This window comes from Candidatus Contubernalis alkalaceticus, assembly GCF_022558445.1.
In the GTDB taxonomy this organism is placed as follows: domain Bacteria; phylum Bacillota; class Dethiobacteria; order SKNC01; family SKNC01; genus Contubernalis; species Contubernalis alkaliaceticus.
This window is the reverse complement of sequence record NZ_CP054699.1, coordinates 1,418,317-1,436,501: the sequence shown is the minus strand read 5'-3', so window position 1 is coordinate 1,436,501 and position 18,185 is coordinate 1,418,317. Positions and strand designations below refer to the sequence as shown.

Below are 18,185 nucleotides of genomic sequence, written 5' to 3'. Positions count from 1 at the left end.
TTAACAATTAAGTAGTTCCATAATGATTGATTAAATCCTGCAAAATAAATAAAAATTAAGTGCCCCAAATAGAGGCACTTAAGGTTTAATTTAGCATGGCTTTTTTATTTGGCATAATCTACTGCTCTAGTTTCACGGATTACCATTACTTTTATTTGTCCGGGATATTCCATCTCATCTTCAATTTTTTTCACAATATCCCTGGCTACTTTCGGCGTATGGTTATCATCCACTTTGTCAGGCTTTACCATGATCCTAATTTCTCTGCCGGCTTGAATAGCAAAGGCTTTGTCTACCCCTTCGAAGGAATCAGCAATTTCCTCCAACTTTTCTAATCGTTTAATATATGCCTCAAGGGTTTCTCTTCGGGCTCCCGGCCGTGAGGCTGAGATAGCATCGGCAGCCTGTACCAATGCAGCTTCCAAAGTTTTATAATCCTCATCCCCATGATGGGCACCAATTCCATTTATAACATTAGGAGATTCCTTATATTTTTTGGCCAGTTCTGCACCGATAACCACGTGAGGACCTTCCACTTCATGGTCAACAGCCTTCCCTATGTCATGAAGCAGCCCTGCCCTTTTAGCAAGTTTAACATCCAGACCTAATTCCGAGGCCATAACTCCGGCTAAATGAGATACCTCTATGGAATGTTTTAAAACATTTTGTCCATAACTGGTTCGAAAACGAAGTCTTCCTAAAAGCTTTACCAATTCAGGATGAACACCATGTACTCCCACTTCAAAAATCGCCTGTTCTCCCTGTTCCCTAATTTCCACTTCAACTTCCTGCTGTGCCTTATTTACCATCTCTTCAATTCTGGCAGGATGAATCCGACCGTCAGAGATAAGTTTTTCCAAGGCAATCCTGGCCACTTCTCTACGAATGGGGTCAAACCCCGACAGTATAACGGCTTCAGGAGTATCATCAATAATTAAATCAATCCCCGTCAATGTTTCCAAAGTACGGATGTTTCTTCCTTCCCTTCCGATAATCCTACCCTTCATCTCATCATTGGGCAGGGAAACTACCGAAACAGTAGATTCTGCCGCATGATCCGCAGCACATCTTTGAATAGCCATGGTTATAACCTCCCTGGCTTTCTTATCTGCTTCCTCTTTAGCCCTGGTCTCCAATTCTTTAATCATAATAGCCATTTCATGTTTTATTTCATCCTTAACCCTGGCTAAAAGCAGTTCCTTGGCTTCTTCGGAGGTCATGCTGGAAAGTCTTTCCAATTCCTGAAGCTGTTTTTTAAAGAGTTCAAATAATTCTCTTCTTTTTTTATCTGCTTCTACTTCTATAGATTTAACTTCTTCTTCTTTTTTCTCAATTAAGGATAATTTCTTGTCTAGAGACTCTTCTTTCTGTATCATTCTTCTTTCCAGACGTTGAGATTCACTTCTTCTTTCTTTACTTTCCCTTTCTATTTCCGCCCTCTGTTTATGAATTTCTTCCTTAGCTTCCAAAATAGCTTCCCTTTTTACGGACTGGGCCTGTTTTTTTGCTTCTTCTAATATCTTTGAAGCCTCGTCCTCCGCAGAAACGATTTTAGCTTCGGCGGTGCTTTTCCTCATATAATAACCGATGATAAATGCAGCTAAGGCTGTGCCTAATACAATTACTACTACGATCCATATATTAATATCAGTCATCTTGTGTATCACCCCCTAATTTATAGTTTCTAATAAAAGAATAAAAGCCGTGTAAAAACGGCTCTTAAAAGAGAATTTCAGACTTTAAAATAATAAAACACCATGAAGGGGCACATAATTACTTAATGTACCTCTATCTATTATGCAGTTTAATGTTTTTATTATAAAAAAGCCTTTATTTTTCCCAAGGTCTTCAAAAAGGTACTTACCTTAAGGATTATTTCTCTTATTTCACCTGTTCTTACTTTCATAGTTTCTATGAACTAACTAAATGGTTGAACTATCCTGTACGGTTACGTGATAATTGTACCTTTTTTTCGTTTTTATGTCAAGGAATTAACGGTTAACTATCTTTCTTTATCTTTTTTTCGGTTTGAGTTTTTTTCGTCGCTTCATTCCCCGAAGCCGTATCTGTATGAACATTTTTATCTTCTTTCTCCCCCAGTAAACATGAAGTAAGCCCAAAAACTTCCCTTATTTTGTTTTCCAGAGTTTCACAGATTTCCGGACGTTCTTTAAGATACTGCCGGGCATTATCCTTCCCCTGTCCTAATCTCTCTTCCCCTAAAGAATACCAGGCCCCGCTTTTATTAATTAAGTCAATGCTCAATCCCACATCCAGCACACAGCTCTCCCTGGATATGCCTTCTCCATAGATAATATCGAACTCAGCTTGTTTAAAGGGAGCTGCAACCTTGTTTTTCGCTACTTTAATACGGGTCCTGTTTCCAATCATATCGTTCCCCTGCTTTAAAGTCTCAATCCTCCTGACATCCAACCTTACGGAGGAATAAAATTTTAAAGCTCTGCCCCCTGGAGTAGTTTCCGGGTTACCAAAAAATACCCCTACCTTTTCCCGGAGCTGATTAATAAATATTGCAATGGTCCTGGACCGGCTTATTACACCAGATAGCTTCCTCAGTGCCTGAGACATTAACCGGGCCTGCAGACCCACATGGGCATCCCCCATATCCCCCTCAAGTTCTGCTCGGGGCACCAGCGCTGCAACAGAGTCAACCACCAGGACATCTATGGCCCCACTTCTCACCAACGTTTCTGCAATTTCCAATCCCTGCTCCGCAGTATCTGGTTGGGATATAAGCAGATTGTCAATATCTACTCCAAGTCTTTTTGCATAAACCGGGTCCATGGCATTTTCAGCATCAATAAAGGCCACATAACCACCCCTCTTTTGAGCTTCCGCCACCACGTGCAGAGCAACAGTGGTTTTCCCTGAAGACTCCGGGCCATAAATCTCTACAACCCTTCCCCGGGGCAATCCTCCCACACCTAAAGCGATGTCTAAGGGTAGGCATCCCGTGGGAATCACATCCACATTTAATAGGGCTGATGACTCACCCAGCTTCATTATAGAACCTTTACCAAACTGCTTTTCGATTTGATGTAAAGCCATCTCCAGGGCTTTTGTTTTTTCCATAATAATTAACCTCCTAAATTACTTATTGGTGAACAAAACTCCTCCAAGAACATTTGTTTGTATATTTCGTCAGCCCTGGCACTTTTTCCTGCCTGATTTTGAAAAAAAACATTTATTTTAAATTTTATTTAAAGCAGAATAGATTTGCATTACTTATGGCAAATATTACTCTTCTAACTGCTCTTCTACTTCCTCTTCTACTTCCTCTTCTACTTCCTCTTCTACTTCCTCTTTTACTTCCTCTTTTACTTCTTGTGGGGAGAACAGCACCCGTTCCAAACTGAAACCGCTGTGAAGCTGAAATACTTTTATAATATCAGCAGCAACCAGCCGGGCCTCTCCCTCTTCCCAGGAATAATGAAGCAAAACCACGCTGTAGGGAACTTCCTGCCGGGTTTGGAACCCCCGGATTCCCGCGGCCCCGGTGGTGCCTGCGTTAAACACCACCGAATCCTGCTCTTCCCTGAATCTAAGAGAATGAGTATGACCATTTAGAATCACGGGAACTGCACCTGTAAGGCCTTCGGAGATTCTAGGATGGTGAACCGCCACAATATCCGTAGGTTCACCTTCTTCAACTACTGCCTCCAGCCTTTGAGCATAGTCATCTAATACCCACTGGTCCAACACAGCCATCTCCACGGAGCGGGAAGAAGGGTCGGCTATCCCAGCAATTACCAGTCCTAAAATGTTTATCTTGCCCTCCTCTAATACAATTACATTATCTATTTGTTTCATACGGTTAATCACTTCTGGTGAATCGTGATTGCCGGGGACAAAGACATAAGGGACATCAAATTCCGCAACCCCTGCAATCAGCTCAGCTTCCAGAGGTGTCCCAAAATCCGTAATATCTCCAGTATCAATAACTATGTCTACGTTAAAGGTATTGATTACCTGATTGGTAAATTTAACTCCTACCGGATTATTGTGAATATCTGAAACATGAAGCACCTTTAACTCCCCATCCGCAGTTCCTAGAGGTTCAATTCTTTCTATTTTTTCAAAAACATTATATACGCTGAGGGCCATCACTTCCATCTGTTCGCCCAATGTGTTCACCTTTAAAATACTTTCTTCCACCAGGCCCACCATCCAGGGAGCGGCACTTAGCGCCCCTTCAAACTCCGGATTGTTAAAAGCCATGGTATTAAAAGAAAGAATAGCCATTAAGATAAAAATACCAATAAGAATTAAGCCGATACTACCTCCCAGCATAACCGGTTTAATTTTTCTTATCCCCAACAGATAAACTCCAGCAGCCCCCCCTAAAAATCCCAGTGCCAGCACCCGCAGGAAAAAATTATATAAAAATGAGCGAATCTGGTTTTGTAATTGGTCTATAAAATCGTCTTGCGCAAATCTTGGAATCACTTCTGAAAGTGTATCCAAGTTAATATTGTTTAAGGCTACTTGAAATGTTAATGGCGGTAAGTGAGTCTGAGCCCTGACCATACCAAATGGGGGCAGCGTTAGCTGCGTATAACCCCCTTGAAACAAACTCAAATTCAGCTCCAGCTCTAAAGCACTCAAAGGAACCAGAACATTGCTAAAAAGGCTGACAAAAATAATCATCCCGATTACTGCCGCTATTCCAATTTTAAGATAATCTTTTCGCTGCATATAATCACCTTTCACTGTATTTATAGAAATGAACTCCTTAGAGAGTAAGGACACCAACTTTAGTCCTCCGAATCAAGAAAACCCAGTAAGTACAACCGGAGCATGTTCAAAGCATAAACCGCCGACTGTTCCTTAATACTTCTCCGGCCTCCCCAAAAGTTGCATCTCTGACAAAAGGTTCCCTTATTTGTGCTGAGGCCTATATAGACCAACCCTACAGGATCCAAAGAACCTTGGGATGGGCCGGCATAACCGGTGATAGAAAGGCCAAAATCAGCAGAAGCAAAAGACCTTATATTTTCGGCCATAATACGGGCTGTTTCTTCACTTACTGCCCCTACCGTATCCAAAGTCTCCCGGGGAACTTTTAAAATCTCCACCTTGGCCTCATTGTTGTAACTAACAATTCCCCGCAGAAAATAATTTGAACTACCGGGTATATTTGTAAATTTGTCAGCCAAAAGCCCTCCACTGCAGGATTCCGCAGCAGCCACCGTATATCCCCCATCCAAAAGGATTTGGGAAACTACCTGCTCCAGGGTCTCTTCATCTGTTCCATAGAGATAAGAACCCAGCTCTTCTTTAATAATGTTTTCTTTTTCCTGGATCATCTTTTCTACCCGGGCCTGGTCATTTCCCTTTCCGGTGATATAAATATGAACTTCTGTAGACTGGGCCATTAAAACAACCCTGGGGTTTCCCTCTCCGTCAATTAACCGGGAAAGGCTATCCTCCAAGGTAGCTTCACCTAAACCCATCACCCGGAGTACCCGGGTTTTAATAATACCAACAGGGACATTTAACTGCAAATAGGGCATCACCGTCTGATCTACCATAGGTTTCAATTCCTCCGGAGGGCCGGGCAGAAGTATTATCATCATATCCTGGCGGTCAATTATTATTCCCGGAGCAGTACCATTTTCATTGGGAATGAGAATACTCCCTTTGGGGACGTAAGCCTGTCTGCGCCTTTTTTCATCCAGTTCTGTCCCTACTTTTGAATAGAGTTTCTCTAGATGTTCCTCCCACTGAGCGCTTTTTACCAAAGGAAGTCCTATTTCATTACAAACTACTTCTTTTGTAAGGTCATCCACCGTAGTTCCCAATCCTCCGGTGAAAATAATCATCTCAGCCCTTTTTTTGGCTTGAGCAAAAGCTTCCCCTATGTTTCCACTCTGATCACCCACTACAGTGTGATACATCAATTCTATCCCTAAAGAAGCCAGCCTCATGGAAAGAAAACAGGCATTTTCATTGAGTACATATCCCAGCAAAACCTCATTGCCCACATTTATAATCTCTGCCCTCATCTTAGGTTTACCCTCCCAATTTACAAGTACAATATAAATAAATTGTAACCGTTTCCTCAGGATTATGCAAAAAAATAAGCAGCTATTTTTAGCTGCTTATTTTTAATTTCTCTCCGCAGGAGAAGAGCATTTTTCGAAACGCTTCCCCAGATATTTTTTCCTGGTTAAGAAGGTAATCTGCCACCTCTTTTATCAGATTACTGGAGCAGCTGATAACTTCTTTAACCTTGGACTCTTCCTTTTCAAGAATACTGCTGATTACATCATGGAGTATAGTTCCCGGAATATCCGATAGAGAAACAACCCCCAGGGTTGACATCCCTGAACTAATCAATTCTTTAGCAATACCAATGGCCTGTTGAAAATCCGCAGAGGCTCCAGTACTTCTGCTGCCTAAAATCTCCTCCTCTGCTAGGGAACCGGCCAGGAGTATGTTAATTTGTCCTTCCAGATACTCCTTGGTATAAAGGTGAAAATCTCTATCCGGAGTCTGTCTCATATACCCTAAAGCTTTTCCCCGGGAAGTAGTAGTGATGCTGGATACTGAGCCGGGACGAATAGTCTCACTCATCAAGGCATGTCCAGTCTCATGAACAGCAATTCTCCACAACTCATCGATGTCCGGTTTCCGGTCCATCTTTTCCCCCATCATCACTTTATCCACCGCTTCCAAGAAATAACGCTGACTGATAAATTTCTTTTTATCCCTCATAGCCAAAATGGCCGCTTCATTGGTAAGGCTCTCCAGGTGTGCCCCGGAAAAACCAAAAGTATCCTGGGCTACAGCCTTAAGATTTACATCCTTGCTCATAGGCTTATTTCGGGTATGAAGTTTGAGTATCTGTTCCCTGCCCTCCAGGTCCGGAAGATCAACATTCACCATCCGGTCAAAACGACCGGGCCTTACCAGGGCAGAATCCAGAAGTTCCGAGCGGTTGGTAGCAGCAATTACCAAAATCTTAGTCTGGTCATTACAGCTAATACCATCCATCTCCACCAGCAATTGATTTAGCGTCTGGTCATACTCCAAATGACCGCCATGACTGCCTCTCTTTCCCCCCAGGATTTCTATTTCATCAATAAAGATGATAGCACTATTTTTATTCTGCTTTTTGGTCATTTCTTTGGCCTGGTTAAAAATCTGCCGCACTCTCTGGGCTCCCACCCCTGCATATACTTCAATAAATTCGCTTCCCGATGCAGATAAAAAAACGGAATCGGTATAGCCGGCCGCCGCTTTTGCCAGAAGCGTTTTTCCGGTCCCCGGAGGGCCCATCAGTAGAATTCCCTTCAAAGGCCGTATGCCCATCTTCATAATCAATTTTGAGTTTTTAACAAATTCCAAGGCTTCTAATAGCTCTTTTTTGGCGGAATCATGTCCTCCAATTCGGTCAAAATTAATCTTTTCAATACTTCCCTTACTACCGTCAACTGCACTAAAACTCTTATTTAACCCCTTGAAACCTACCATGTAGTACAGTACCAGAATCAACCCCGCCATAAAAAACCAGGGGACTACGTTAAAACCCTGCTGTATCATTATTATGGCTGCAGCAGCTGCAAATCCAATGGATAATTCTTTAATCACAAATTACCACTCTCCCCCACGGGTTCTTTACCTTCTGTGCCAGGTAGACGGGGAACAATCTCAAACAAATAATGATTTGACTGCTTTACTTGAAAAAATATTTTATCTTCCCCTACAATTAATCGATAATCCTCTACATCAAATTGATGCATAATTACCCCTACCCTTTCAGCCATCTCAACAAAATTTCCCTTTACCGCTGCTTCCTGAAGATGGTAGTGGACTTTATAGTATATACTCTCTAATTCCTGATTTCGGTGATCTGTAAAAGTTACGCGGTACTTCCTGTTTCCCAAGATTTGCAAAACCTCTTTATTAATGATGTTCTCTTCTTCCCTTAAATTACTGACATATTCCAACTGAAGCATGATATTCATCACGTCCCCCTGTTGGCTTATGTCTACCTCCTTGATCTTTTCATTTTCATCAAATAATTTAACTAAGGGCTCCTCCACAGTTTGTTTTTCCTGATAGAATTGGAAACCATAAAAAATACTGATGAGAAAAAGAAAAGCCACGAGAACCACGGGCCACTTTATATTCTTTATCATCCCGTAACATCCTCTCATTTGCAAATAGCATTTTTAACTTTGGTTGACATAATGATTATAACACAGGAGAAAAACCCAGTTCAATGGAAATTATAGCCTTGCCCTGCGAAAAAACCTGATTTAAAGAATCGGGTTCCCTTTTTCATCATCTAAAAAGCAAACAACCCCTACCATGGACGATACTTTAGGTTCTCCCTGGAAACTGCATAATTTAGTAGATGTATCTTATGGAAATTTTTTTGACAATTTAAAAAGCAGGAGGCATTTACCTCCTGCTTAAAGAATTATAATTAGCTAACCCAGCTTCTCTCCAGGTTTTAGATCTGTTTTTTTAATAAACTCAACAGCAGAAATCTTAGCTTCTCCCGGCAGCTGTACTTTTTTTACAATTATGGAGCTGTTTTTCGCCGCCACTTTAAAACCTTTTTTCTCTACCAGTTCCACTACTTCTCCAGGTTTTGAACCGGAGACAGTTTTAGAAAGCTCCCCCTCCCAAATTTTAATTTTTTGTCCCCGGTAAATAGAATGGGCTCCCGGGGAGGGGTTAGACCCGCGAATTAAATTATGGATTTCTTCCCCATCTTTTCCCCAATCAATTTGCACATCCTTTTCAGTAATAACCGGTTGGAAAGAGGACCAGCTTTCCTCCTGAGGTATACTGGGGGCTCTTCCCTCCCGGATGAGCTTAACCGCCTCGGATATCAGCCGCACACCCAGGGGATAAAGCCCGTTAAAATAAACTGAACCCACGCTGTCCTCAAAGGTAATGGGAAACTTTTCCTGCAGAATAATATCGCCGGTATCAACTCCTTCATCTATGTAATGCACTGTTACCCCGGTTTCTTTCTCTCCATTGATAACCGCCCAGTTAATAGCCGAACCCCCTCGATATTTGGGAAGCAGAGAAGGATGATAGTTGATTCCGCCGTAAGTAGCCATTTTTATTACTTCAAAAGGCATAAAATCCGTTACAAAAACCAGCACAAATAAATCCGGTTCCAAATCTCTAACCCAGGGAATTACTAAAGGATCTTTTAATCGATGGGGACTCCTACCAGGGGTCTGTAGAACAGGGATGTTTTTCTCCAAAGCTAAATCTTTCACCGGATTTGGCCTGCCTTTAAGATCATCAGGAACAGTAATTACTCCCACTATCTGTTCCCCCTGCTCCAGCATGGTTTCCAGGCAGTCCTTCCCAAAAGGTGCCTGCCCAACCAAAACAATTCTCATTTATAAAAACACCTCCCTCAAATAAACCTCTTTATAATTATATTTTAAATTGCTTGAAAATTCAATCATTATTCACATTGTTTCCCTGAAGGTCATAAGCAACAACTGATGATATTTTTACCTGAACTATCTCTCCCGCCTTCAATGGCGAAGTGCTTTTTACATACACCACTCCGTCCACCTCAGGTGCCTGCCCCCTATACCGACCTACATACAGATTCTTTACCTTTGGGACCTTTCCCTCCATGAGAACCTCCAAAGTAGAACTTAAAAGTTCCCGATTTTTTTGCAGAGATATGTTTTTCTGCAATTCCATAAGCCTCTGATACCTTTCTGCCTTAACCTCCTCCGAAACCTGCCGGCCCATCAGAGCCGCCGTTGTACCTTCTTCCAAGGAGTAACGAAAGATACCTACTCGATCAAATCTTACTTCCTCTAAAAAGGAGTACAGCACCTCAAAATGCTCCTCTGTTTCTCCGGGAAATCCCACAATAAAAGAACTCCTCAGTGTAATTCCAGGAATTTTTAACCTCAACTGTTCCATCTGTTCTTGAACCTTTGTTTTACGGAAAGGTCGACGCATTCTTTTTAATATTTCCCCATGGGCATGCTGAAGTGGAATGTCCAGGTAATTGCAAATCTTATCCTCCTGAGACATTATCTGAATAAGATCTCCGGATATTCCCCCAGGATATCCATACAAAACTCTTATCCAATTAATTCCCTGAATCTGGGCCAACTCTCTCAGAAGGGCAGGAAGATTAGCCCTTCCCGGCCCTAAGTCCCTTCCATATCCGGTGGTATCCTGGGCAATAAGGTTTAGTTCCTTAACCCCCTGCCAGGCCAAGACCTCCACCTCCTGCACCACAGACCGAGGTTCCCGACTGCGGTATTTGCCCCTAAGCTTAGGAATAATACAAAAAGAGCAGCGGTGATTGCACCCTTCGGCAATTTTCACATAGGCCATATGGGGAGAAGTGCTTACAACCCTGGGGAAAGTGTGATCATAAAGGAACCTGGGCTGCTCAATGTATACAGGCCTATTTCCCTCTAAAGACTCAGCCAGAATCTCAGGCAACCGGTCAAAACATCCCGTCCCTACCACCCCGTCCAGTTCCGGTATCTCTTTTAAAAGTTCCTCACCATATCTCTGGGAAAGACAACCTGCCGCCAGCAGTATACTGCAGTTCCCCTTATTTTTATACTCCGCCATCTCCAACAGGGTATTTATAGACTCCTCTTTGGCATCACCGATAAAACCACAGGTGTTTACAATCAATATGTGAGCACTGGAAGCTTCAGCTGTAATCTCATACCCCGCCTTCATTAAAAGTCCCAACATAACCTCTGTATCAACTAAATTTTTAGCACATCCCAGGGAAATAACCCCTACTTTTTTTGCTGTCATTCTGCTAACCCTCCTGGTTTCTAGTTACATCATTTAGTATGCTAAAGAAAGAGGACAAGGTTCGATTCTACTGCCTTTTTTAGCCAAGCAGAGAACCGAAAAAAAATTGTGAACTGGCTTCAGCCAAGCTGAAACATCGAAAAATCAAGTGGAGATTCTACTCACCTGATTAAAAACCCCACCTACTCTAACACTTAAGAGGTGGGGCATTATACTCTAAAAGAAAAATAGATAGATAAAACCCTGCCAAAAGAAACAATTGTCTGGCAGGGAATAATTATATTAATCTTCCTGAGAAAGAATGACGGTAATATTCACCGCGATGGAGTAATCCTCCAGGGGAATTTCCAATCCACCGGCAGTTACGTGAATTACTCTAGGGTCACCCACCCGCAGCCTAATCTCATTTTCCGCCTGTAGGCTCACCTGTTCTCCCGATTGATAAATTTTTTCCTCTCTATCGCCGTTATCTATTACCTTTCTGACCCAGCAGGGTCCAGTAAACGTTAATTCCAGATCTATTTCCTCAACATTTTGTAATTCATATAAGATATCCCCGGCAGAACTTTCCACCAGTAGAAGTTGGGGTTCTTCGGGCACCTCAACAATCTCATCCTCTTCGATGGAATTAGAATCGCCGTTACCATTATTATCTACAGCATTGTTGTCTTGAGAGTTAGAAGAATCTACCGGCCTTCCGTTTTCATAGTCACCAAAAAAGCTCTGATAACCCTTTATCCCTCCCCACAACAAAAATATCACTAAAATACCCACAACCAGGTTCTTCCATATTGCATCTTCACTGGTATACAGAGGCTTTTCTCTTCTCTCCTTCATCTCCACCTGGGGAGTTTCCTGGATTTGATTTGTTAACTGGTAATATTTATTCATAAGCTCAGCGTCATCCAGCTTTAAAACTCTGGCATAATTGCGCAGTGAACCCTTAATGTAAACTTCTCCCGGAAACATTTTAGTATCTCCCTCTTCCAAGGCTTGAAGATAGCGGGATTGAATTTTAGTTATTTCCGAAATCTCTTCATAAGTTAACCCCTTTTCTTCCCGGGCATTTCTTAATATATCCCCAATTTCCTTCATGCCGTGCCTCCTTCTTCACGATAGTTGTTAAAAAAACAACAACATTGTTGTATAAAAGAAAGGTCAAACCGGTATCCTTCATATGAAAAAACAAAGAAAGTAATCCATAAAACCTGTAATTAAAATAAGTCTTTCATCATGAAAGATCTTTTAAGTAGGCAGGCAGTTGTTCCAGTGTAATTAGAACTCTGCGGGCTTTACTTCCTTCATATCCACTGACGATGCCCCTTCTTTCCATCTCATCAATTAACCTTCCTGCTCTCACATGCCCAATACGAAACTTTCGCTGTAAAAATGAGATAGAAGCTTGACCCGACTGAACCACTTCTTTAAGTGCATCAGGGAAAACTTCGTCAAGTTCTTCCGGTTCTCCTGCTTGTTCCTCTGATTCATTCATGATTTTTTGGTCAATAACAACGATTCCCTGACCCTTAATAAAATCAACTATTCTTTTTACATCTTTTTCTGATATAAAGGCTCCCTGGATTCTCTTGGGCTTCAAGATTCCCACGGGATGGTACAACATATCTCCCTGACCGATGAGTTTTTCCGCCCCTCCCATGTCCAAAATAACCCGGGAATCAGCATTAGAAGAAACCGCAAAAGCAATTCTGGTAGTAATATTTGCCTTAATGACTCCGGTAATTACATTTACTGAAGGACGCTGTGTTGCGATTACCAGATGAATTCCCGCAGCCCGGGCCATCTGTGCCAGACGGGCGATAGCATCCTCTACATCATGAGGCGCTACCATCATAATATCCGCCAATTCATCAATTACTACGATAATGTATGGCAGCACATTATAAGAAACTCCCTGCTGTCGTACTAAATCATTATAGCTTACGATATCCCGAACTCCTTCCCGGGCAAATCTCTCATATCGTTCCTCCATTTCTTTCACCATCTTTTTAAGAGCCACCGAAGCTTTTTTCTTATCAGAAATCACCGGTGAAAGCAGATGGGGAATTCCATTATACGTATTAAGTTCTACATACTTTGGGTCAATCATCAAAAACTTTACTTCCTCCGGGTTCGCTTTAAATAAAATACTGACAATAATGGCGCTTAGGCATACACTCTTTCCGGAACCGGTTGCTCCGGCAATCAAAAGGTGCGGCATTTTAGAAAGATCAGCAACTACCGGATTTCCATAGATATCATTCCCTAAGCCTATAGATAGAGGCGATCTGGACTCCATGAAAACCGGAGACTCCAATACATGCCTTAGATATACAGGGGAAATAATCTGGTTGGGAACTTCAATCCCTACCGCAGCCTTACCGGGAATCGGAGCTTCAATCCTCACCCCCGGTGCCGCCATACTCAGGGCCAGATCATCTGCCAGGCTTACAATATGGCTTACCTTAACCCCCTTGGCCGGCTGTAATTCATAGCGGGTTACCGTGGGGCCGGAATGAACTTGTATGTCATTCACCTTGACCCCAAAATTTTTCAGTGTATTTTCCAGCACTTTGCCCCGTTCCAGGGCCAGTTTATTCTGCTGTTTGTCTTTCACAGTGGTTCTTTGGGGTAATAATGAAAGTTCAGGTAGTTTGTAGCTCAAAATCTCCTCATTGTTCACCACTACAGTCAACTGCCCAGTTTTCTGCCTATTAACTTTATCCTCTTCCTTACCACTCCTGTTTTTTATTTCTTCGCCCTCTGGGACAAATCCCCCGTCTTCTATTTCCTCCTGATAACATTCTTCAGTTGAGTACGGTTTCAATGCCACCGCCGGTTCCATATCATGAACAGGATACTCCGGTAGGCTCTGGCTTTGCGAAAACATGGAGCCCTCAGAAACTGTGACTTCACTTTGTTCTTCCACTTCCTCGGTGAAGAGGATGTGATACAGGTCCAGGAAAAAGGGTTTAATTTTGGGAGATAAGCCATTCATATTTTTCCCCAACATAGCAAAAAGCTGAGTTAAAGAAATATTGATTATTAATAAGAACGCAATGATTCCCAGGGTTGATACCACGATATAACTGCCAATCTCTCCAAAAAAGTAGAAGAGCACAATAGCTAGAAGGGCACCAATTAAGCCTCCCCCTTGTCTTTGAATACCCATTCTGTAACTGGCTTCAAAAATGCTCATCCCCTCCAGGGGCGCTTCCACCATCAGGTTAAGGTGAACGGTAACCAGCAAAAGGAGAAGCAGTATCACCACTCCCGCTAGTCGGGTTCGGCAGCTTTTAATTTTATTAGGAATTATATTCTTAAGCCCCAGCAAACATACCATAAAAGGAATGACAAATGCTAAATCCCCCGCCACAAAATGCAGAAAACTGCTGAGCACTTCCCCAATAGTTCCAGTCTGATGAGTAAATCTCAAACCGGCAAAGCTGATAAGACCGGCCGCCAAGAGAAAAAGGCCTCTTAACTGAAATCGAAAGTCCTCTTTTAATTCATTAAACAATCCAAACATTAAAAACACCTCTTTAGTAACAGCCTGTACACTTCTTGCTTGAAACTATCTCTCTCCCTTTGGACTGTAAATCCCCTTTTAGAGAGATTATAACAACTGAGATCCCTGCCATAGAATAATCAATGACCCTACCATCCAGCAGTAATAGGAAAAATAGTGCAGTTTTCCGGTATTCAGCACCTGAATAAAAGCTCGGATGGCCAAAACTCCTGAAACAAAGGCGGCAGCTGTACCCAAAGCCAAAGGAACCACGGAAATACTTTCCACCCCCGCAGTGAACAGCTCCCGACATTCCAAAACAGTCGCTCCCAATATGGCCGGCAGCGCTAACAGAAAAGAATATTTGATAGCGGTTTCCCGGTTCAGTTCCCTAAAAAGAGCAGCGGAAATGGTTGATCCGGACCTGGATATTCCGGGAATAATGGCAAACCCCTGAAAAAGACCCACCACCAGCGCATCACTGACACTCATTTTCTCCGTAGTCTTTCTTCCCGGCACCTTCCAGTTAATCAGCCAAAGAATACTCCCTGTAACAAGAAGCATTATACCTACGGTAAGAATAGAACTAAACAACCCTACAAAAAATGGCTGAAATACAATACCAATAATTCCGGTAGGGATACAACCCACGATGATTAAAAAAATCATTTTCCTGCTGACTTTATCATCATTTAGAAATAATCCCGCCATAACCAACTTCTTAATATCCGGAAAGAATACCCAGAATATAGATCCTAAAGTACCAAAATGAACAAACACTTCAAAAGTAATACCCGGCTCCTTTACTCCCAACAAAAACTGCGTAATCACCAGATGGCCTGAACTACTTACAGGTAAAAACTCGGTTAATCCTTGCACCAACCCTAAAAATAGCGCTTCCCAAATAGTCATATCTTCCCCCTTACTATCTCATCTCTAATTCTTCATGATAAAAATGCTTTACTTATATTTTACTATTTCACATAAAATAAAAAAACCCTTTAAATAGAGTAAATGCTTAAAATATCACTTATCTGATAACTTTTTAAAATTGTGGCCCTTTCCTTTATTAAAAAAAAAGGTAGGCCTGATTTCTCCTTCTTTTCTACCAGGCATAAGAAATATAATAAAACGGGTAAAAAAATTAATAAAAGGAATGATGATAATGGCATTAAATATATTATAAAAAGTGTGGGCATTGGCAATCTGTCGGGGCATATAAGAGGAAGTTTCCATAACTATGTGGGTGAAATAATGAAAAAAGGGCAGCATACAAAAAGCCCCGATCACATTAAAAATGAGATGAGCCAAGGCCGCTCTGCGGGCATTCAGGTTTGTTCCCACGCTGGCAATCATAGAGGTTATACAGGTTCCCATATCTGCACCCAGTATGATAGCAATCCCCGCGGGTAAAGAGACAATCCCCCTTTGAGCCATGGCCATAATAATGGCAATTACGGCACTGCTGCTTTGAAAAAAAAAGGTAGTTACAGCTCCCATAAGGATTCCCTTAAACGGCACTTCTCCGGCTTCTATGAGCAGGGGAATAATCCAGGTTGATTCCCGTAGGGGACTTAGAGAGGAGGACATCAGGTTTAAACCTATAAATAAAAAACTCCCCCCTAACAATATTTTCCCCAACCGGAATATAGACTTTGATTTTATTCTGGACAACAAGAGAAATATTAATCCTAAAACCGCAGCCGGCACAGCCCATTCATGTAAAGGAAAAGCGATTACTTGGGCAGTAACAGTAGTCCCAATATTAGCCCCTACAATCATGCTGATTCCTTGTTTTAGAGTAATCAATTCTGAATTCACCAAACCTACTACCATAACCGTAGTAATACTGGAGCTCTGCAGGACAACAGCAGCTGCAGTGCCAACCATTAGTCCCATTAAAGGATTCCCGGCTAAGCGGCGCAGGCCCTGCTTTACGCTGTAAGAAGCTGCCTCTTTTAGACCTTTACTCATTACCTGCAGTCCGCCAATAAATAAAAATAATCCGGTTATGAGTCCCAAAAAGTGAAATAATTTAATAAAAAAACACCTGCCAACAGTTATTTAATGACCCTTTTATCTTATTCATATAACTGCAGCAGGCACTTTAGAATCAATCTTTTTGTGAACTATCCATTATGTTGATGATTTCTCCCGGCTGAAAGGAGGGATTCATATAATCCTGGGGATTACTGCTGATTAACCGTACAACCTTTCCCTGGTTAAAAGAAAGAGGTTCAATTAATAATATTCGGCCGCCTTTAGTAATTTCCTGATACTTGGGTGAAAAATCAGAGTATCCCTCCCAAATCAATTCCTGGGGCAGGGCAGTGTATAAAATCAAGATGACTCTCCTCCTTCAGATGAAGAACCTTGAGTAAGCTCTGTTAAGATTTTGATAGCTTCTCCCAAGCCTCCCACCTGATTTATCAGGCCTACTTCTACAGCATCATCTCCCACCAGAACTGTTCCAATATCCCTGGCCAGTTCCCCAGTCTTAAACATTAAATCCCTGAATTTTTTTTCGGTAATAGTGGAATGCTTACACACAAAATTTATAACCCGATCCTGCATTTTATCTAGATATTCATAGGTCTGGGGCACCCCTATAACCAGGCCTGACAGTCTTATGGGGTGAATGGTCATGGTAGCTGTCCGGGCAATAATTGAATGTTTAGCTCCTACAGCAATAGGAACTCCAATACTGTGGCCGCCCCCTAAAACTAGGGAAACAGTAGGTTTGGAAAGGCTTTCAATCAGCTCAGCAATGGCTAATCCCGCTTCCACATCCCCCCCTACAGTATTTAAAATTACCAACAGCCCTTTAATTTCAGGGTTTTGCTCGACAGCAACCAGCTGGGGTATAACATGTTCATATTTTGTAGTTTTATTTTGAGGAGGCAGAACTAAATGCCCTTCTATTTGTCCCACAATAGATATACAGTGCAGACTGCTTTCAAGTTTTGGAACATTAATCTGACCCAGCTGTTGAATATTTTGGATCGGAGAATCCTGCTGAACTGGTTGAACCGGCGGGGCAGGCGGCTTCATCCTGCGAATACCGGGCTTTCGTCGATAGTATAAGCTCAAATTAAGAACACTCCCGATTTATTATTTAGTACTTCATTGGGTGCCCTTTTATTTTTTGCCTCAAAAATAATATTATACGAAAAAATCCAAAAGGACGGCATAGCCGCCCTTTTTTAATTGATGGTTATTTCCTTTTTATAATTTCTTCAGCGAATTCCATCCCCGCCTGATAAACCTGCTCCATGGCCTGCGGATTGTCCCGAATCCCGGGAGGAGCACTTCGGACCTCACTGTAACACAACATTCCCCTGTCCTGCACATTTAGAATATCATAAAAAACTTTTATAATATCATAGGCGTTGTGGCAAAACTTTTTCACGGGACTTCCTTCCACACAAATAAAAAACCCGATCTTTCCTTCTTCTTCACCAATTCGGGGTTTTTCCAACACATGCTTGGCCGCCCAAAAAGCCTGAAAGCGGTCAATCATCATTTTAGTCTGAGAAGACATGCTGCCAAAGTGTATAGGAGCCGCCACCACAATCCCCCGGGCCTGAGACGCTAATTTGTGTACCTCCTGCATATCATCCCTTAAAACACAAACCCCGTCTCTGCTGCAGGCTCCACAGGCCTGACAGGGCCTAAAATTTAATTTATTTATGATAATTAAATCTCCCTTGATGCCTTTTTCCCCGGCTCCCCTCAAAAACTCTTCCAACAGAGATTTGGAATTCCCTGTTACCCGGGGACTTCCACTAATGGCTAAAATATCTACAGAATTATTCATTCGGTTCTCCTCCTTACTCACCCGGTATCCTACTATCTTTATTAAAAAATGCCTTTCTAC

15 protein-coding genes are annotated in these 18,185 nt (G+C 42.1%); all 15 read right to left on the bottom strand.

Features of this window, described 5'->3' with window-relative positions:
- Positions 1-104: 104 nt before the first annotated feature.
- The 15 genes from rny to HUE98_RS06930 all read right to left on the bottom strand — a co-directional run bounded on the left by rny (position 105) and on the right by HUE98_RS06930 (position 18,125).
- The gene (rny, locus tag HUE98_RS07000; protein ID WP_241423131.1) at positions 105-1,655 is read right to left on the bottom strand and encodes a ribonuclease Y; all 1,551 of its coding nucleotides are present in this window, start codon (positions 1,653-1,655) and stop codon (positions 105-107) included.
- 343 nt (positions 1,656-1,998) lie between these two features.
- Positions 1,999-3,093, bottom strand: coding sequence for a recombinase RecA (gene recA, locus HUE98_RS06995; protein ID WP_241423130.1), 1,095 nt, complete (start codon positions 3,091-3,093; stop codon positions 1,999-2,001).
- Positions 3,094-3,258: 165 nt separating this feature from the next.
- Positions 3,259-4,770, bottom strand: a complete 1,512-nt coding sequence (locus tag HUE98_RS06990) for a metallophosphoesterase family protein (RefSeq protein ID WP_241423524.1) — start codon at positions 4,768-4,770, stop codon at positions 3,259-3,261.
- A gap of 5 nt (positions 4,771-4,775) precedes the next feature.
- The gene (locus HUE98_RS06985) at positions 4,776-6,026 is read right to left on the bottom strand and encodes a competence/damage-inducible protein A (RefSeq protein ID WP_241423129.1); all 1,251 of its coding nucleotides are present in this window, start codon (positions 6,024-6,026) and stop codon (positions 4,776-4,778) included.
- 88 nt (positions 6,027-6,114) lie between these two features.
- Positions 6,115-7,614 carry an AAA family ATPase gene (locus HUE98_RS06980; protein ID WP_241423128.1) on the bottom strand — a complete coding sequence of 500 codons (1,500 nt, stop codon included), beginning with the start codon at positions 7,612-7,614 and terminating at the stop codon, positions 6,115-6,117.
- Positions 7,611-8,165, bottom strand: coding sequence for a hypothetical protein (locus tag HUE98_RS06975; RefSeq protein ID WP_241423127.1), 555 nt, complete (start codon positions 8,163-8,165; stop codon positions 7,611-7,613). Before HUE98_RS06975 ends, HUE98_RS06980 begins: the two co-directional genes overlap by 4 nt.
- 294 nt (positions 8,166-8,459) lie before the next feature.
- Positions 8,460-9,395: a methionyl-tRNA formyltransferase gene (gene fmt, locus HUE98_RS06970; protein WP_241423126.1), complete on the bottom strand. Its 936-nt coding sequence runs from the start codon at positions 9,393-9,395 to the stop codon at positions 8,460-8,462.
- 61 nt (positions 9,396-9,456) lie between these two features.
- Positions 9,457-10,803, bottom strand: a complete 1,347-nt coding sequence (gene rimO / locus HUE98_RS06965; protein WP_241423125.1) for a 30S ribosomal protein S12 methylthiotransferase RimO — start codon at positions 10,801-10,803, stop codon at positions 9,457-9,459.
- A 282-nt stretch (positions 10,804-11,085) separates the two neighbouring features.
- Positions 11,086-11,898, bottom strand: a complete 813-nt coding sequence (locus HUE98_RS06960) for a helix-turn-helix domain-containing protein (RefSeq protein WP_241423124.1) — start codon at positions 11,896-11,898, stop codon at positions 11,086-11,088.
- A 136-nt stretch (positions 11,899-12,034) separates the two neighbouring features.
- Entirely contained in the window at positions 12,035-14,329 is a 2,295-nt protein-coding gene (locus HUE98_RS06955) for an FtsK/SpoIIIE family DNA translocase (RefSeq protein WP_241423123.1), read from the bottom strand.
- Between the two features lie 87 nt (positions 14,330-14,416).
- Positions 14,417-15,220: an undecaprenyl-diphosphate phosphatase gene (locus HUE98_RS06950; RefSeq protein WP_241423122.1), complete on the bottom strand. Its 804-nt coding sequence runs from the start codon at positions 15,218-15,220 to the stop codon at positions 14,417-14,419.
- A 114-nt stretch (positions 15,221-15,334) separates the two neighbouring features.
- Positions 15,335-16,330: a Na/Pi cotransporter family protein gene (locus HUE98_RS06945; RefSeq protein WP_407080277.1), complete on the bottom strand. Its 996-nt coding sequence runs from the start codon at positions 16,328-16,330 to the stop codon at positions 15,335-15,337.
- 91 nt (positions 16,331-16,421) lie between these two features.
- On the bottom strand, positions 16,422-16,652 hold the full coding sequence (locus HUE98_RS06940; protein WP_241423120.1) for a YlzJ-like family protein: 231 nt from the start codon (positions 16,650-16,652) through the stop codon (positions 16,422-16,424).
- The gene (locus tag HUE98_RS06935; RefSeq protein WP_241423523.1) at positions 16,649-17,359 is read right to left on the bottom strand and encodes a ClpP family protease; all 711 of its coding nucleotides are present in this window, start codon (positions 17,357-17,359) and stop codon (positions 16,649-16,651) included. The genes HUE98_RS06940 and HUE98_RS06935 overlap by 4 nt, the downstream gene beginning before the upstream one ends.
- 163 nt (positions 17,360-17,522) lie before the next feature.
- Entirely contained in the window at positions 17,523-18,125 is a 603-nt protein-coding gene (locus HUE98_RS06930; RefSeq protein WP_241423119.1) for a flavodoxin family protein, read from the bottom strand.
- Between the last annotated feature and the right edge of the window lie 60 nt (positions 18,126-18,185).

Excerpts from the sequence above, each read along its gene's own strand:
- HUE98_RS06930 (WP_241423119.1), bottom strand. The coding sequence starts at position 18,125 with ATGAATAATTCTGTAGATATTTTAGCCATTAGTGGAAGTCCCCGGGTA.
- fmt (WP_241423126.1), bottom strand. The coding sequence starts at position 9,395 with ATGAGAATTGTTTTGGTTGGGCAGGCACCTTTTGGGAAGGACTGCCTG.
- HUE98_RS06955 (WP_241423123.1), bottom strand. The coding sequence starts at position 14,329 with ATGTTTGGATTGTTTAATGAATTAAAAGAGGACTTTCGATTTCAGTTA.
- rny (WP_241423131.1), bottom strand. The coding sequence starts at position 1,655 with ATGACTGATATTAATATATGGATCGTAGTAGTAATTGTATTAGGCACA.
- HUE98_RS06975 (WP_241423127.1), bottom strand. The coding sequence starts at position 8,165 with ATGATAAAGAATATAAAGTGGCCCGTGGTTCTCGTGGCTTTTCTTTTT.
- recA (WP_241423130.1), bottom strand. The coding sequence starts at position 3,093 with ATGGAAAAAACAAAAGCCCTGGAGATGGCTTTACATCAAATCGAAAAG.
- rimO (WP_241423125.1), bottom strand. The coding sequence starts at position 10,803 with ATGACAGCAAAAAAAGTAGGGGTTATTTCCCTGGGATGTGCTAAAAAT.
- HUE98_RS06960 (WP_241423124.1), bottom strand. The coding sequence starts at position 11,898 with ATGAAGGAAATTGGGGATATATTAAGAAATGCCCGGGAAGAAAAGGGG.
- HUE98_RS06935 (WP_241423523.1), bottom strand. The coding sequence starts at position 17,359 with ATGAAGCCGCCTGCCCCGCCGGTTCAACCAGTTCAGCAGGATTCTCCG.
- HUE98_RS06950 (WP_241423122.1), bottom strand. The coding sequence starts at position 15,220 with ATGACTATTTGGGAAGCGCTATTTTTAGGGTTGGTGCAAGGATTAACC.
- HUE98_RS06985 (WP_241423129.1), bottom strand. The coding sequence starts at position 6,026 with ATGAGGGCAGAGATTATAAATGTGGGCAATGAGGTTTTGCTGGGATAT.